Annotated in this window: 20 protein-coding genes, 1 other RNA gene and 4 pseudogenes; 7 read left to right on the top strand and 18 right to left on the bottom strand. The window is 68.5% G+C overall.

Translation table 11 applies throughout. The annotated features are described in order from the left end of the window. Positions 1–34: 34 nt before the first annotated feature. The 4 genes and pseudogenes from egtA to egtD all read left to right on the top strand — a co-directional run bounded on the left by egtA (position 35) and on the right by egtD (position 4,414). Entirely contained in the window at positions 35–1,342 is a 1,308-nt protein-coding gene (gene egtA / locus Sfulv_RS26660; protein WP_173317007.1) for an ergothioneine biosynthesis glutamate--cysteine ligase EgtA, read from the top strand. Next, a pseudogene (egtB, locus tag Sfulv_RS26655) lies at positions 1,339–2,702 on the top strand (ergothioneine biosynthesis protein EgtB). Before egtA ends, egtB begins: the two are co-directional and overlap by 4 nt. Continuing rightward, positions 2,702–3,448: pseudogene (gene egtC, locus Sfulv_RS26650) on the top strand (ergothioneine biosynthesis protein EgtC); the annotation flags it as partial. The pseudogenes egtB and egtC, both read left to right, overlap by 1 nt. A 4-nt stretch (positions 3,449–3,452) precedes the next feature. Continuing rightward, positions 3,453–4,414 (top strand): annotated as a pseudogene (gene egtD, locus Sfulv_RS26645) (L-histidine N(alpha)-methyltransferase). Between the two features lie 61 nt (positions 4,415–4,475). Here the strand turns inward: egtD and Sfulv_RS26640 are convergent. After that, positions 4,476–4,955 (bottom strand): nitroreductase family deazaflavin-dependent oxidoreductase, encoded by a 480-nt coding sequence (locus Sfulv_RS26640; protein ID WP_173318236.1) that lies wholly within the window; start codon positions 4,953–4,955, stop codon positions 4,476–4,478. A gap of 234 nt (positions 4,956–5,189) precedes the next feature. After that, positions 5,190–6,443 carry an extracellular solute-binding protein gene (locus Sfulv_RS26635; protein WP_173317006.1) on the bottom strand — a complete coding sequence of 418 codons (1,254 nt, stop codon included), beginning with the start codon at positions 6,441–6,443 and terminating at the stop codon, positions 5,190–5,192. 201 nt (positions 6,444–6,644) lie between these two features. On the opposite strand from Sfulv_RS26635, the pseudogene Sfulv_RS26630 reads away from it, so the two are divergent. Then, positions 6,645–6,767: pseudogene (locus tag Sfulv_RS26630) on the top strand (dodecin family protein); the annotation flags it as partial. Positions 6,768–6,951: 184 nt separating this feature from the next. On the opposite strand, the gene Sfulv_RS26625 reads toward Sfulv_RS26630, so the two are convergent. Further along, positions 6,952–7,281 (bottom strand): hypothetical protein, encoded by a 330-nt coding sequence (locus Sfulv_RS26625; RefSeq protein ID WP_173317005.1) that lies wholly within the window; start codon positions 7,279–7,281, stop codon positions 6,952–6,954. A 233-nt stretch (positions 7,282–7,514) separates the two neighbouring features. Further along, on the bottom strand, positions 7,515–7,712 hold the full coding sequence (locus Sfulv_RS26620) for a hypothetical protein (RefSeq protein WP_173317004.1): 198 nt from the start codon (positions 7,710–7,712) through the stop codon (positions 7,515–7,517). Positions 7,713–7,853: 141 nt separating this feature from the next. Here Sfulv_RS26620 and Sfulv_RS26615 point away from each other — a divergent pair, with 141 nt between their 5' ends. Both Sfulv_RS26615 and Sfulv_RS26610 read left to right on the top strand, forming a co-directional pair. Further along, a complete protein-coding gene (locus tag Sfulv_RS26615) occupies positions 7,854–8,096 on the top strand; it encodes a GntR family transcriptional regulator (protein ID WP_305961389.1) in 243 nt (80 codons plus the stop codon). A gap of 104 nt (positions 8,097–8,200) precedes the next feature. Then, the gene (locus tag Sfulv_RS26610) at positions 8,201–9,172 is read left to right on the top strand and encodes a helix-turn-helix domain-containing protein (protein ID WP_173317002.1); all 972 of its coding nucleotides are present in this window, start codon (positions 8,201–8,203) and stop codon (positions 9,170–9,172) included. Between the two features lie 433 nt (positions 9,173–9,605). Here Sfulv_RS26610 and Sfulv_RS26605 read toward each other — a convergent pair whose 3' ends face one another. The 14 genes from Sfulv_RS26605 to Sfulv_RS26545 form a co-directional block, all read right to left on the bottom strand. Next, positions 9,606–10,019 (bottom strand): hypothetical protein, encoded by a 414-nt coding sequence (locus tag Sfulv_RS26605; RefSeq protein ID WP_173317001.1) that lies wholly within the window; start codon positions 10,017–10,019, stop codon positions 9,606–9,608. A 9-nt stretch (positions 10,020–10,028) separates the two neighbouring features. Beyond that, entirely contained in the window at positions 10,029–10,271 is a 243-nt protein-coding gene (locus Sfulv_RS29855; RefSeq protein WP_218578066.1) for a hypothetical protein, read from the bottom strand. Positions 10,272–10,301: 30 nt separating this feature from the next. Further along, complete coding sequence (locus Sfulv_RS29850) at positions 10,302–10,523, bottom strand: hypothetical protein (RefSeq protein WP_218578065.1); 222 nt, start codon at positions 10,521–10,523, stop codon at positions 10,302–10,304. Next, positions 10,520–10,972 carry a hypothetical protein gene (locus Sfulv_RS26595; protein ID WP_173317000.1) on the bottom strand — a complete coding sequence of 151 codons (453 nt, stop codon included), beginning with the start codon at positions 10,970–10,972 and terminating at the stop codon, positions 10,520–10,522. The genes Sfulv_RS29850 and Sfulv_RS26595 overlap by 4 nt, the downstream gene beginning before the upstream one ends. 9 nt (positions 10,973–10,981) lie before the next feature. After that, a complete protein-coding gene (locus Sfulv_RS26590; RefSeq protein ID WP_173316999.1) occupies positions 10,982–11,731 on the bottom strand; it encodes a hypothetical protein in 750 nt (249 codons plus the stop codon). 84 nt (positions 11,732–11,815) lie between these two features. Beyond that, positions 11,816–11,977, bottom strand: a complete 162-nt coding sequence (locus tag Sfulv_RS26585) for a hypothetical protein (protein ID WP_173316998.1) — start codon at positions 11,975–11,977, stop codon at positions 11,816–11,818. A gap of 67 nt (positions 11,978–12,044) precedes the next feature. Further along, entirely contained in the window at positions 12,045–12,233 is a 189-nt protein-coding gene (locus tag Sfulv_RS26580; protein WP_173316997.1) for a hypothetical protein, read from the bottom strand. Continuing rightward, entirely contained in the window at positions 12,230–12,463 is a 234-nt protein-coding gene (locus Sfulv_RS26575; RefSeq protein ID WP_173316996.1) for a hypothetical protein, read from the bottom strand. Before Sfulv_RS26575 ends, Sfulv_RS26580 begins: the two co-directional genes overlap by 4 nt. 72 nt (positions 12,464–12,535) lie before the next feature. Next, the gene (locus Sfulv_RS26570) at positions 12,536–12,868 is read right to left on the bottom strand and encodes a hypothetical protein (RefSeq protein ID WP_173316995.1); all 333 of its coding nucleotides are present in this window, start codon (positions 12,866–12,868) and stop codon (positions 12,536–12,538) included. Positions 12,869–12,974: 106 nt separating this feature from the next. Then, positions 12,975–13,163: a hypothetical protein gene (locus Sfulv_RS26565; RefSeq protein WP_173316994.1), complete on the bottom strand. Its 189-nt coding sequence runs from the start codon at positions 13,161–13,163 to the stop codon at positions 12,975–12,977. Next, positions 13,160–13,363 (bottom strand): hypothetical protein, encoded by a 204-nt coding sequence (locus Sfulv_RS26560; RefSeq protein ID WP_173316993.1) that lies wholly within the window; start codon positions 13,361–13,363, stop codon positions 13,160–13,162. The genes Sfulv_RS26565 and Sfulv_RS26560 overlap by 4 nt, the downstream gene beginning before the upstream one ends. 553 nt (positions 13,364–13,916) lie before the next feature. Beyond that, a complete protein-coding gene (locus Sfulv_RS26555; RefSeq protein WP_173316992.1) occupies positions 13,917–14,132 on the bottom strand; it encodes a hypothetical protein in 216 nt (71 codons plus the stop codon). 9 nt (positions 14,133–14,141) lie between these two features. Then, positions 14,142–14,205, bottom strand: an RNA gene (locus Sfulv_RS26550) — hammerhead ribozyme type II. Continuing rightward, complete coding sequence (locus tag Sfulv_RS26545; RefSeq protein ID WP_173316991.1) at positions 14,204–14,413, bottom strand: hypothetical protein; 210 nt, start codon at positions 14,411–14,413, stop codon at positions 14,204–14,206. The genes Sfulv_RS26550 and Sfulv_RS26545 overlap by 2 nt, the downstream gene beginning before the upstream one ends. Between the last annotated feature and the right edge of the window lie 126 nt (positions 14,414–14,539).

Below are 14,539 nucleotides of genomic sequence, written 5' to 3'. Positions count from 1 at the left end.
GGTGGAGGGACGTACCCGGACAGGAGGACCGATCATGCCCCCGGAGAACCCCGGCGCGGACGGCCAGGCGGAGCACGGCGAACCTCTCGGCGAGAGCGAGGCCGAGGATCTGCTGCGCGGTATCTGCTTCAAGACCGGGCCGCCTCGCAAGGTCGGCGTGGAGCTCGAATGGCTCATTCACGACCGTGAACGTCCTGAGGTCCCCGTGGCCGAGGACCGGCTCGGCTCGGCTTCCGACGCCGTACGCGCCCTGCCTCTGCGCGCGTCCCTCACGTTCGAACCCGGTGGTCAGCTGGAGCTCAGCTCCATGCCCGCCGAATCCCTGATGGAGTGCGTCGACGCCGCCGCCGCGGATCTCGCCGCCGTACGCGACACGCTCGGGCGGGCTGGGCTCGCCCCTGTCGGCCTCGGGGTCGACCCTTGGCATCCCCCGCGCCGCCTGCTGCGGGAGCCGCGCTACGCGGCCATGGAGCGCTCACTCGACAGAGCCGGCCCGGCGGGGCGCGCCATGATGTGCACGTCCGCGTCCGTCCAGGTCTGCCTGGACGCGGGTGAGGAGGAGCCGGGGCCGCTCGGGTACGGGCGGCGCTGGCATCTGGCCCATCTGCTGGGTGCGGTGCTCGTGGCCGCGTTCGCGAACTCGCCGTTCCGTCAGGGCCGGGTCTCGGGGTGGCGTTCCACCCGGCAGGCGCTCTGGGCCGCACTCGATCCCGTACGGTCGCTCGCTCCGTCCGGCCGTCTCGCGCCGCGCGACGCCTGGACGGCCCACGCACTCGACACCCCGGTGATGTGTGTCCGGGGCGGGGACGGCCCGTGGGAGGTGCCCGAGGGCCTCACGTTCCGGGACTGGACTCGCGGCGCGGGGCCTCGGCCGCCCGTACAGGCCGATCTCGACTACCACCTGACCACGCTCTTTCCACCGGTACGGCCGCGCGGTCACCTCGAACTGCGCATGATCGACGCGCAGAGCGGCGCGGACGGCTGGGTCGTGCCGCTCGCCGTCACCATGGCCCTGTTCGACGATCCCCAGGCGGCGGAGTCCGTGTACCGCGCCGTGAAGCCGCTCGGCGAGACGGCGGGTGCGTCGCCCGCGCCGCGCAATCCGCTGTGGACCCGCGCGGCCCGTGACGGACTGACCGACCCGGAGCTGAGGGCCGCGGCGATCACCTGCTTCGATGCGGCGCTGGACGCGCTGCCCCGTATCGGGGCGAGCGACGCGGTGCGGGACACCGTCGCGGAGTTCCACGAACGGTTCGTCTCGCGGGGACGATGCCCGGCCGACGACCTCACCGACCACCCACCCGGGTCCGCACCGCTCCAGGGAAGGGGCACCCTCTCATGACCGACCTCTCAGCCAAGCGTTTCGCGGACGGCCTGTCCGAGGCCGCGGAACCGGACCTGGACCCCGAGGCACTCAGGCGGCGTGCTCTCGCCGCGCTCCTGTCGGCCCGCGAGCGTACGGCCCTGCTCACCGACAGCGTGGACGACGGCGAACTGACCGCGCAGCACTCCCCGTTGATGTCACCGCTGGTCTGGGACCTGGCGCACATCGGCAACCAGGAGGAGCAGTGGCTCCTGCGGGCGGTCGGGGGCCGCGAGGCGATACGGCCCGAGATCGACGGCCTGTACGACGCCTTCGAGCACTCGCGGGCGAGCCGCCCTTCGCTGCCGCTGCTGCCGCCCGCCGAGGCGCGGGCCTACGCCGCGGACGTACGCGGCCGGGTGCTGGACATTCTGGAAGCGACTCCGCTGCACGAGGGGGGCCGCCCGCTCGTACGGGCGGGCTTCGCGTTCGGGATGGTCGCGCAGCACGAACAGCAGCACGACGAGACGATGCTGATCACCCATCAGCTGCGGTCGGGACCCGTCGCCCTCTCCGCCCCGGAGCCGCCTGCCCCACGGACGCGGCCGGACTCACCCCTGAGGTGCTCGTGCCGGGCGGGGCGTTCACCATGGGCACCTCGGCCGATCCCTGGGCCCTCGACAACGAGCGGCCCGCACACCGGCGGGAGGTGGCGGACTTCTTCATCGACACCTCCCCGGTGACCTGCGGCGACTACGAGCGGTTCATCGAGGACGGCGGGTACGCCGAACGGCGCTGGTGGGCGCCCGCGGGCTGGGAGATGGTCTGCGCGAACGGCCTCACGGCTCCGTTGTTCTGGCGGCGGGACGCCGGGCGGTGGCTGCGTCGGCGCTTCGGCGTGACCGAGGTGGTGCCGCGGGACGAGCCGGTGCTGCACGTCAGCTGGTACGAGGCCGACGCGTACGCCCGCTGGGCGGGCCGCAGGCTGCCCACGGAGAGCGAGTGGGAGAAGGCGGCCCGGCACGACCCGGCGTCGGGCCGCTCGCTGCGCTATCCGTGGGGCGACGAGGACCCCGCCCCGGACCGCGCCAACCTGGGTCAGCGCCATCTGCGCCCCGCCGAGGCGGGCGCCTACGCGGCGGGACGCTCGCCCCTCGGCGTGGGGCAGCTGATCGGCGACGTGTGGGAGTGGACATCGAGCGACTTCCTCCCGTACCCCGGCTTCGTGCCGTTCCCGTACCGGGAGTACTCCGACGTGTTCTTCGGCCCGGATCACAAGGTGCTGCGCGGGGGTTCGTTCGCCGTGGACGCGGTGGCCTGCCGGGGCACGTTCCGCAACTGGGACCTGCCGGTGCGCCGGCAGATCTTCTCCGGCTTCCGTACAGCGCGGGACGTCTGATGTGCCGTCACCTCGCCTATCTGGGGCCGCCCGTGGCCCTCGGCCAGATCCTGGTGTCCCCGCCGCACTCCCTGGTGCGGCAGTCCTGGGAGCCGCGCCGCCAGAGGTACGGGACCGTCAACGCGGACGGCTTCGGGGTCGGCTGGTACGCGGAAGGGGACCCGGTGCCCGGCCGCTACCGGCGCCAGGGGCCCGTCTGGGGCGACGAGACATTCGCCGACCTCGTCCGGGTCGTCCGGAGCACGGCGCTCCTGGCCGCCGTCCGGGACGCGACGGTGGCGGGCGCCGACGGTGAGGCGGCCGCCGCGCCGTTCGCCGCGGACGGTCTGCTGTTCAGCCACAACGGAGCGGTGCAGGGCTGGCCCGCCTCCCTGGCGCCCCTGGCCACCACCCTGCCGGCCGCCGCCCTGCTCACCCTCGAAGCCCGCAGCGACTCGGCTCTGCTCTGGGCGCTCGTGCGCCGACGGACCTCCGAGGGCGACACCCTCTCGCAGGCCGTCACCGACACCGTCCTCGACGTCGCGGCCCAGGCCGCCGGTTCGCGGCTCAACCTGCTGCTCACCGACGGCTCCACCATCGTGGCGACCGCCTGGGGCGACACCCTCTGGTACCTCACGGAGCCGGGCCGCCGCACGGTGGTGGCCTCGGAGCCGTACGACGACGATCCGCTGTGGCGCGAGGTGCCCGACCGCACCCTGCTGACGGCCACCCGCCACGACATGACTCTCACCCCGCTCAAGGAGCCCCCGCGTGAGTCCCTTCCGACTGACCCGCACCCTGCCGGTGGACGCGACGGACGCGGCGCTACGCGCCGACGTGCTCAGCGGCATGAACCGGCAGCCCAAGTCGCTGCCCCGAAGTGGTTCTACGACGCGCACGGCAGCGAACTCTTCGAGGAGATCACCCGGCTCCCCGAGTACTACCCGACGCGTGCCGAGCGCGAGATCCTCGTGTCCCGCGCCGCGCGAATCGCCCAGGTGTCGGGGGCCAGGACCCTCGTCGAGCTGGGCTCCGGCTCGTCCGAGAAGACCCGGCATCTGCTCGACGCCCTGCCGGGGCTGCGCACCTACGTGCCCGTCGATGTCAGCGAGAGCGCGTTGAAGGGCGCGGCCGACCTCCTGCTCGCGGAGCGGCCGGACCTCTCGGTGCACGCGCTCATCGCCGACTTCACGCACGTCCTGCGGCTGCCCGAGACGCCGGGACCCCGGCTGGTCGCGTTCCTGGGCGGCACGATCGGCAATCTGCTGCCGGAGGAACGGGAGCGGTTCCTGCACTCCGTACGGGAGCTGCTGTCCCCCGGTGACAGCCTGCTGCTCGGTACGGATCTGGTGAAGGACGAGGCGACGCTCGTCGCCGCCTACGACGACGCCGCCGGGGTGACGGCCGCGTTCAACAAGAACGTGCTGTCCGTCGTCAACCGCGAGCTGGGGGCCGACTTCCCGCTGGACGACTTCGACCACGTCGCGGTGTGGGACCCGCGCCGCGAGTGGATCGAGATGCGGCTCCGCGCCCGGCGGGCGCTCACGGTGAAGATCCCGGAGGTGGACCTCGTCGTGACGTTCGCGGCAGGTGAGGAGATGCGCACCGAGGTGTCGGCGAAGTTCCGCGAGGAGGGCGTGCGGGGCGAGCTGGTGGATGCCGGGCTGCGGCTGGAGCACTGGTGGACGGATGCGGCGGGCCGCTTCGCGCTGTCGCTGGCGACGGCGTTCTGAGCGGCCCGGGCCGGTGCGGGCAGGGCACGCCCGCACCGGCCCGGGGGACGGCCTCGGCGCCTCAGTGCTCCTGGGGCGCCGGTTCCAGCACGAAGACCGGGATCTCGCGGTCGGTGTTCTTCTGGTACTCGGCGTAGTCCGGGTACGCCTCGACGGCCCGCGCCCACCAGCGGGTCTTCTCCTCCCCGGTCACCTCGCGTGCCAGCATGTCCTGGCGCACCGGGCCGTCCTGGAGCTCCACCCGGGGGTCGGCCACCACGTTGTGGTACCAGACGGGGTGCTGGGGGGCGCCGCCCTTGGAGGCGACCACGGCGTAGGAACCGTCGTGCTCCACCCGCATGAGCGGGGTCTTGCGGATCCTGCCGCTCTTGGCGCCGATGGTGGTCAGGATGACGACAGGCAGGCCGGCCCGCTCGGGGTCATCCGGACCGATCAGGCTGCCCAGCGTCGTCCCCTCGGTGCCCCCGGAGCTCTCGTACAGCTCCACCTGGTCCCTGACCACCTTCTCCGTGCTCGGCTCGTACTCGCCTGTGAGCGGCATGCTGCCTACCTCCATGCTGTCGATGCCCCGACGACGCGGCTGCCGCCTCGTCGGTGGTGCGGTGCGTGCTGCGCGGGCGCCGGTGCCACTGGGAGCCGGGTCGCCGCCCGGCCCGCGTGAGACCACCGCCTGGGCGACGACTTCCCGGGCCATGGCTCCGGCAAACTGGATGGCGTCCACACCGGTCACCTCGGTCCGGCGGAAACCGTCTGCCCGCAGAGTGCGGAGGGGCGCTCAGCTGCGCGAGAGGATCGCCGTGATGCGCTCGGACGCCTCGGTGGCCTCCGTGAGCGGGTCACCGCCTTCGAGTACGGCCGTCATGTACGGCTTGATCGGGTTGGCGGCCTCGACGGCGGCCCACTGGGGCGAGTTGGGGGTGGCGCGCCCCCGGGTGGCTCCCTGGGCCATCGCGGCGGTGCCTTCCTGGCCCTCGACGACGGAGGCGAGACTCGGCTTGTTGGGGACGTAACTCATCGTCCTGGCCAGCTCGGTCTGCCACCTCTCGCCGGCCAGTGCCTCGATCACGTCGATGGCCTCGCTGCGGTGGTCCGCCTTCTTCGGCACGATCAGGTCGGACCCGCCGGTGAACACGGAACCCGGGGCCTTCGCCGTCTTGCCCGGAATGGGGAAGTAGCCGAGCTTCCCCTTGAGTTCCGGGTTCTCCTGTTCGATGAGAGCGGCGCTGCCCGGCACCGAGATGATCTGGGCGACATCGCCCCGGGCGAACACGTCGGTCTGCGGCGGTTTCTCCTCGTCGGCGTCCTTGGGACCGTGTCCGAGCGACTGGAGCCGCTTGTAGAAGTCCATGCCCTTGAGCGCGGCGGGAGAGTCGAGCGCGCCCTGCCAGTCGCCTCCGTTCTCGTCGGCGAGCTCGCCGCCCTCGTCCCAGACGAAGCCGGCGAGCACGTACCAGTTCTGTCCGGCGAGGTAGATGCCCTGGTTCCCGTCACTGTTGAGCTTCTCGGTGTCCCTGATCCACTGCTCGCGGGTCTTGGGCGGGTTCTCCACGCCCGCCCGGGCGAAGAGGTCCTTGTTGTAGATGACCACCCGGTTGGCCGCGTACCAGGGGATGCCGAACTGCATGCCGTTGATGCTGCCGGGCTCGGCGAGGCCGGGCAGCCAGTCCTCGCTGCCGAGGTCGCGCATGGATTCGAGGGTGAGGTCGCGCAGACCGCCGCTCTCCGCGTACTGGGCGACCTGGGTGTTGCCGACCTCGATGACGTCGGGCGCGTCGTCACTTTCGAGGGCGGCGGTGACCTTGGGGCCGATCCCGCCCCACTCCTGGATCGTGAACTCCAGGCGCACGGAGGGGTTCTCGTTCTCGTACGACTCGGTGAAGCGGTCCAGGAAGCCCTTGGAGGCGCTGTCCTTCATCAGCCAGACCTTGACCGTGACATCGCCTCCGTCCGCGCCGGGGAGGAGGCCGCAGCCACTCAGCGCGAGGGAGGACACGAGCGCGACGGTTCCAGCCAGCATGCGGTTTTTCACGAGGTCACCTTCTGCGAAACGGCACGACGGAACAGGGACCCGATGTGGGGGACTGCGGGCGGCGCTCGCACGGGCGTGTGGCTGGATTTTGGTATGGACCAATGGGTAGGTCAAGGGGCGGTCAAGGGTGAATCGCCTGAGCCGATCCCTAGCGGTCCACCCCTGGGTAGGGCACCGTGGAAGCACGAAAGGAGACATACGATGTCACAGCACACCTACCGGGTCACCGAAATCGTAGGAACCTCCGAGGAGGGCATCGATGCCGCGATCCGCAACGGCATCGCCCGGGCCTCGGAAACGTTGCACAATCTCGACTGGTTCGAGTGAGCACTTACAAATCAAAACCCGCACCACGGCATGTCAAAGCCCCGCCCTCCCATCAGGGAGAACGGGGCTACAAGGGCCTCAGGGGCCGGCTGTCGACCTCACCGGACTACCGGGAGGAACCGGCCCCTGCGCCCTCCACGCGCCGGAGGTGACGCCCCTAGCGCGTAGGTATGTGGGGTGCTCAGCCCTCCATGTGGCCGCAGTTGTTACAGATGAACGTCGGCACGCTGATCGGGTTTCCGTTGTCGTCCACGTCCACCGTGCGGTACATCGTGCTGCCGCACTTGGAGCAGCCGCGGGTTTGAATCGTCTGGCCCATCCTGGCCTCCATCTCGGTGGTAATCAGCTGGTCATGCTTCCGCTGCTCATCCTGATGAGCTAGCGCGATGTCCAGAAGTGCCAGAGCGTGCAGCCGGTTGTCCTCACGGCGCTCGACGTCCCCCGGCGAGTCCCCGTAATGGGCGACCCGCGGGCACGTGGCGCAGAAGGCTCGACCGCCGTCCGGAACCATGGGGGTGTGGCAGTGAGGACACATCACATTGCCTTTCTACCCTTGCTGGCGTCACAGGGCTGGCGCTTGAGCTTCATCGGCGGCCCGGTGGCGGTTGATGCCGGTGGCGAGTTCATCGGCTGCGTCTCGGTCGAACTGAGGGGAGGCAGGCTCGGTCAGTGCCGCCCAGTCCCGGACCATGCGAGCGCATATCCGGCATCCCGGGTAAGGCTTCGGAAGTTCGAGCACAGGGCTCATGTCGTCACCGGCTCCCGATGAGGGTGGCGCCGGATCTCCACGTTGCAGTCGGAGACCGTGGTCATGTCCTGCTGCCTGCGAGCGGCTTCCCGCTGACGTCCCAGCGAGGAGCAGATGTCGCAGGCACGATTCGGCACGGGCTCTAAGGCGGACAGTGGGTCGCTCAGCTGAACCGCCTGGGTAAGGTCTGTCATGTCGTCGCTCCTTCGTAGCGTCGGCCATGCCCCCGGACCGGTCGCACGGTCGCGGGGGTGCTTTCTTGCGCCAGCATGCTATAGAACTCTACGGCAGTCTATCGCTCGCACTGGCGTATCATGATCATCTACGGTCCGTGGGTGAGCATCGAGCTAGACGCGACTCGGCCTAAGTGGCGACAGGTGGCCGAGATCTTGCGCGCCAGAATTGCCGATGGAACCTATCCGCCGGGCTCACGCATTCCTGCCGTCGTGACGCTCTCCGCAGAGTTCGGCATTGCTCTCGTGACCGCACAGAAGGTGACCCGCGCCCTTCGCGACGAGGGCTTGATCCGTACGGAGATCGGAATGGGCTCGTACGTCACCGGCCTTCCTCCTCGTTGACGATGCAGGACCGGCTCCCATCATGACGAACCACTCCCCAGGGAAGCGGTGACTGGGCGGTGACAGGGTGGTGACTGAGCGCGCTCGGGCGCTACGCTGAGGCCATGGCAGGGGAATTCGGCGACAGTGTGCGCCGCGCGTTGCGGTTACGGGGGCTGTCCATCCGCGGCGCCGCAAGGGCGCTCAGCTACGACCACGCGTACTTGTCACGCGTCCTGGGCGGCAAGCAGGACCCCTCTCCGCAGCTGGCGCAGGCATTGGACATCTTCCTGAGGGCAGACGGAGCCATCGTGGCCCACGCCGCTTCGGTGACGGAGGATGCCGGCGACCGGGTACGGCACGCGGTGTCTCATCCAACGCGGCTCGATGGCCGTTCGGTGAGCGCCTTCGCCGACGTCCTGGCCACCCAGCGCCGGCTAGATGACGTGCTTGGTCCGTCGCCCCTCATCCCCGCCATTCAGGCTCAGGCCGAGACAGCTCGGTCGCTGCTGCGCGACGCCCGCGGGCCGCATCGCGACGCGTTGACCGACGTCGTGGCGGAGTGGGTGCAGTTCGAGGGATGGCTCCATGCCTCCGCCCGCGTCGATTTACCGGCCGTACTCCTCTTGAACGAAGCCCTGGAGCTGGCCGACGATGCGGAGTCACCTCACCTCACCGCTCAGGCGCTCAACTTCCGTGGCTACCTGGCACGTCAGCAGGGACGCCCGCGCTCGGTGATCCGGTGGTTCCTCGCGGCCTACAACACCCCCGGCGCTCATCCCGCCCAGCGCATGGGTGACGCCGCACAGGCCGCACAGGGCTACGCGGAAATTGGACGACGTGACGACGCCCTCCGGCTGCTGGACGAGGCTGCGAGCCTGTCGGACGCTGCTGCCGATCAGCCGCCAGGTACCGCGTACTGGCTGACGCCCACCTTCCAACGTTTGAACTTGGGGCTGGCGCACCTCAGCCTCAACGCACACTCCGACGCCGCCGATCACCTGCGGGCGGGACTGGCCGGCCTGCCTGCTGATCAGCAGTCGGCGGCGTGGTCAGTGGAGTACCGCGCTGCGCTGGACGTAGCGGAAGCAGCCTGAACGCAGAAGAGCCCCGCCGGCGTGCGACGAGGGCTCTCAGGTGGTTCTACTTCTTCGCTCGTGCCTTCTCCACCCGCGCTCGGCAGGTGGGGCAGAGAGGGTTGCCGCCGAATCCGTATCTGGTCGTCGGCTGACGGCAGGAGGCACAGGGGCCGGTTTGGACGCTCATGCGTCCAGGTTACGACGGTCGGCAGCAGTTCCCGGGGCGTAACACTCATCCGCCGGATGCCAGTCTCCGCGGCACCCGCATGGACATCCGCCGATCAGTCCGCGTGCGATCAGCCGGCGTGCCTTCGCCATGAAGAGGTTCTCCGGGATGGGTCCCATGACGCTCTCCAGCTCTTCCGCAACCTGCCACCTCATGCGCCAGCGGGCCGACGAGAGGGCGGGAGCGTCGCGGACGGCGGTTACGAAGACGTCGTCCGGGATGTCCTTACACTGCATCGCTCTTCCCCCATGCTGCGATCGTCCGGGTAGCCGCGCGGCGTACTTCGAGCGGCAGCTCCGGCGCCTCACGCTGAGCGGGGCGCACTCTCGGGTGTCGGCGGTAGTGCGAGTACGGGCATGCGCTCGTCAGCATCCGATGAGGTTCGCACCACTCCCTCGGGTGCAGCTCCCGGAATCCCTCGTCGTGCTCCAGGCGCCAGGCGTGGTGCCAGTCTTCCAGGGCCTTGATGTCGCGTTCCAGCTGAAGGAGCCGGCTGTCTCGCTGCGCCTGTGCCTTGCGGAGGCGCTCCTCGCGGCGGAGGCGGAAGAGCGAGCCGAAGACTCCGGGCTCCTCACAGCCGATGTATTCGATCTCCTGACGCCCGTCCGAATACGTGATGGTCATCGGTATGCGCTTCATGTGCCCCTCCTACAGTCGGGTGATCAGCAGAGCTGTTACGAGAAGGGCGGTCTGATGCAGAGCTTGATCGGCCAGATACATGCCGTTCATTCCGCCGCTCTTCAGACTCGCAAAGCCCTTGGAGCCGACGTGTTCCAGCAGCCATCGGACCGGCCATCGGCGATCGAAGAACGCATGCGTCGCTGCCGAAACGGCGAATCCCGCCACCAACCCGGTCCACGACATCTGGAGCGGTAGGACGATCCAGGCCATAGCTAACATTACGGCCAACACCACGTGATATTAGGCCACGTGTCGAAGGCACGGACCCCAGCCTCGTCGAGCGCTGACACCCTTGTCTACCTCTTCTTTCAGCGGCGCGGCTTTCCCATCAGCCTGGTGATCGGTCTGCCCGAGCACGTGATCTGCGAGATTGTGCCCGACCGCGAGCACAGCCCACGTGGCTCCGAACGAAGCGAGCGTGACGATCTGGTTGATCTCTTCATAACCGCTCAGGTAGGTCACTGCCCGTCCTCCAGCCACACCGCGACGCTCTCCGCGTCTGGGAAGTCTCGGCCCTGGAAGTCGATGTTGGTGCGGATGAAGGCGGCAACATCCGCGCGCGCCCTCTCAGCTACCGCGTCTCGGTAACGGTCCAGATCTCCGAAACTGAACGGTTCCGAAGCCCCGCTGATGATGTGCCCCGACACGAGAATGTTTTCGAGAGCGCTTCGGGCGTTCCCCTCGTCGAGAGGCTCCACGCCCTCCGCCTCGTCCGCGGCCTGGAGCAGAACGGCGGCCAGCGCACGGGCCTGAGCTGGGGTGAAGTCCAGTAGAGCTACGGGCTCATCGCGTGGGATGGTCAGCTCGTTCGCGGGCGCGTACACCCGCACCGAGCCGTCAGACGCGAGGCTGTCCGCTCCTGCTTCGACTGAGATGAACGCACCGTCGACGTCGTTGATCGTGGCTTCCATCGTCTCTCCTCAAACTCCGGCGCGCTGCCGGCTCTTGGCAAACACAGTGTGACACTCGCGCATGTCGACGTACACTCGTCGCGGTTCGGCGCCCTCGTACTTCCTCAGGCGGTCTCCGTTGGCGGCGCCGCGGATCGTGATCTCACTCAGTCCCAGGGCATCAGCAGCCTGCCCGTACGTGACAAGAACGGGCTCGTAAGTCGCTTCTGTGGGCGGGTCGGGGAGTTTCTCCTCCAGGATCACGTCAGGCTCTCTAGCGGCTTCCTCGCGCCTCGCCAACTCCTCACGCACCCACTCCGGGGCGAGCGGCTGCTCCGGCTCCTTCAGCTCCATGGGCGGATCGATGTGGAGGACGTGAGCGGCAACCAACGGCGGAACGGCGGAGACAACGACGATCACCCAGAGCGTTGCGCCGAAGGCCGTAGCGGTGATCACGTGTTCCGTGATCTGAGCGGCTGTTGCCATGAGGAGCGCGAGGAGAGCGCCCACCGTTGCGTTCTTCGATCGGCGTTTGGCCTCCGCCTCGTGCGGTGTTCCCGCGGCCTCGCGTGCCGTTGTCTTGTACGCCTTCGCGATGCTTGCGCTGATCGCTGCGTAGAGCGAGAGAACGGCCGGCATTAGCCAGGCAACGGACGGATCCCAACCTGCCATCAGGGCCAACTTGTACTCGCCAGGGGCGGAGAGCGCCAGGGCGGCGTAGAGAACGGCGGTCTGACCGTACTTGCGGGCCATTCTGACATGCATCGGGGTGGCGGTCATCGATCCTCACTCGTGAACGGGGCGTGCGTGGTGTGAATGGCGGAGCCCCTGTCTCCTCAATTGACAGGGGCTCCACAGTCTGGACTATTCGGCGTCGACGTAACCGCGCAGATACACCCACACCTGCGGCTTAGGGGCGGGAGCCGGACGGCACTCCATGTGGTGGCTGGAAACCTTGCCCGCGAAGGTGTGCAAGACGTAGCCGACGTTCGGGGCGATTCCCTTGCGGCAGGTTCCGCAGTTCATGATTTCCTCCCCTGCCGGACCCTCCGTGAGTCCCTGGCGTGGCTCCATAGTTGCAGAGTTGGGTTGCTCAACACAACCCCTGCCGCCCCGCGTAAGTCGACTCGCGCAGCACTGCCACGAGAGCGTCACCAGGCAGCGTCACGACGTACCCGCCTCGCACGGCCGTCCGCTCGTAGCCTCGCTCCTCCACGTGCCCCAGCAGCCGCCTGTGGGTGGCTCCGTCGATCCGGGCGGAGACGCCGCATTCGAGCGTCACGCGGAAATGCACGTCGGCAGCGTTCCCGCGGGCCGGCTGACTCGGATCTCGCGGTCCTTCGGGAGGAATGCCTCGCCCCCGCCCTCCAGCGGGATGCGGACGCTGTCCCGCGGCGCCATGTGCGCGTGCCCGGAAGCGGTATGAGTGTGACGGTGGAGGTCGAACTCATCGCCCCGGCGGATCTGTCGGGCAGGGATGGTTACGGTCTCGTGGATGGTGACGTCGGACATGACGGGCTCCTTCGGAAGGGACTTACGGGAGGAGCCCCGCCACCTCAATTGGCAGGGCTCCAGCGGGAGGGATTAGCTGTTCTTAGCTGCCACCTCACGGACCCGAAATTCGGCAGCCTTGACGCTGGGAGCGTCCACCCACGGGGCGCCGGCCTGCGCCTGACGAATTTTCGAGAAAAGCCGCAGGGCGCCCGTGCCCCGGGAGTGCCACGTGTACTTGAAGTATTCGCGCGTCTCCGGGTCGGCCACGTGGATCGTGACGAACGGGTTGTCGGAGTTGTCAGCGCTCCACTGCCACCCCGTGGACCACCTGGCCAGCGCCGCAGTGTTGAGCAGCTTCACCGCAGCTTTGGGGAGCGCGAATCCGGCGGGGACTTCCTGAGTGCCGAACTGGTTGTGGGTCATGATTTCCTCCCCTGCCGGACCCTCCATGAGTCCCTGGCGTGGCTCCATAATGGCACAGTTGGGTTGCTCAACACAACCCCATCGCGCAAGTCGACTCACGCACCGCTCACTCAGCCGGCCGGTACGCCGTAACCCGCGCTCCGGGACGGAACACCAGGAGGTGGTTCTCGCCGTCCTCCGCGTAGGCCGAGACGTCGACCATGGTTGTGCGGTCGCCCACGACGGTCGCCACGACGAGGTCATTCACGACGTCGTGCGGGAGCAGATTGGCGGCCAGGACGCGGATCTTCCTCACGGCGTCTCCCCCGCGGATGTGTTGCCGGTCTCGTCGATGACGCGCCCCAGAGACTCGTCAAACACGAGGTACTCACCCAACCGGCCAGTGCGGGCGTGTGGGTAGCGCTCCAGCATCCGGCCGGCACGTTCGCGGGCGTCGTCGATGCTGATCTCCGGGAACGTGGTTGTCAGATGGGCGGCTGCGCGGTAGAGCTTCAAGGTCCGAAACATCAGGCCCTCCATTCCGGATGCAGCGCCAGGTACGCACGGTTCGCGGTGACGACTCGTCGGCCCTCCGGGGACCGGTAGTCATAGCGCCCGTCGGACGACTTCAATGCGTGCGCCTGGGCTGCGGCTCCTGCCGGGTACCGCCGGCGAACGATGCGCTTCAACATGGCGTCTCCTCACGTCGATGGATCTTCGAGTGCCCCGGGCGAGACTCGCACTCGCCTGACTGCCTTTCCGGGACAGATAGCTACTGGAGTCGGTCTGCGGCCTGCTGCTTCGCGTCGCGGAGCGTCTTCAGGTTGGGCACATAGTCCGTGAATTGTCCGTCAGTCCAGCCACGTAGACGCCATGCGCAACCATCATGGTCGGCAGTGAACGAGCGGTCGGCCTGACGAGCGTGGTACGTCTTGTCGGCCCAAGATGCCTTACTCCAGGTGAGCGCCATCGCGTCCTCCTCTGTCGATATTCGAGTGCCCCGCCGCGGATTCGAACCGCGCGCCGTTGGCGCTGGGGGCGCCGTGGGCTTTCCTATGCGGGGCGGGTGCTAGCTGAGCAGCGCGGCGATATATTCCATCGCTTCACGCTTCGTGGGCTTGGACTCGTCTGCCTGCTCCTCGCCGGGCCGGATGATGAGCCAGTTGGGGCCCGATCCGTACCCCGACCCCTTGGGCGCCGGAGTGTTCTCGACGCGGTACGTCCCGTGCGGTGTGGGGACCTCGTAGTACCCGGTCCCGATCCGCTTCGCTCGGAGCTTCGTCATTTCTCCTCCTACGGCCTGCCTCATCAGCGCGGGTAGGCCAGCCCCCGCGGACGCCCCGGAGGGCGTTTCGGCTAAGCGGAAACGAGCGGGAGCGTCGCCTCTGCCAGAGCGGCAACTTCCGGCGACATCATGGCGTCGGCCACAGTCGCGTCCCACAGGTCGGTGTCCACGCTGTAGCCGGCATCGACGAAGTGGTTGGCCAGGGCCGACGCGTCGTATGCCTCCTCCGTGTGGAAGGTGGCGACGTTGTGGCCGTTGGAGTCGACGAAGATGTTGAACATGATTTCCTCCCCTGCCGGACCCTCCGTGAGTCCCTGGCGTGGCTCCATAGTGACACAGTTGGGTCGCTCAACACAACCCCAAAGGGGAGTCCCGCGTCAGTCGACTTGCGGGACTCCCCTTGACCT

The organism is Streptomyces fulvorobeus (assembly GCF_013167895.1).
Classification (GTDB): Bacteria; Actinomycetota; Actinomycetes; order Streptomycetales; family Streptomycetaceae; genus Streptomyces; species Streptomyces fulvorobeus.
The sequence above is the reverse complement of the archived record's forward strand: the minus strand, read 5'-3'. Positions and strand labels throughout refer to the sequence as shown.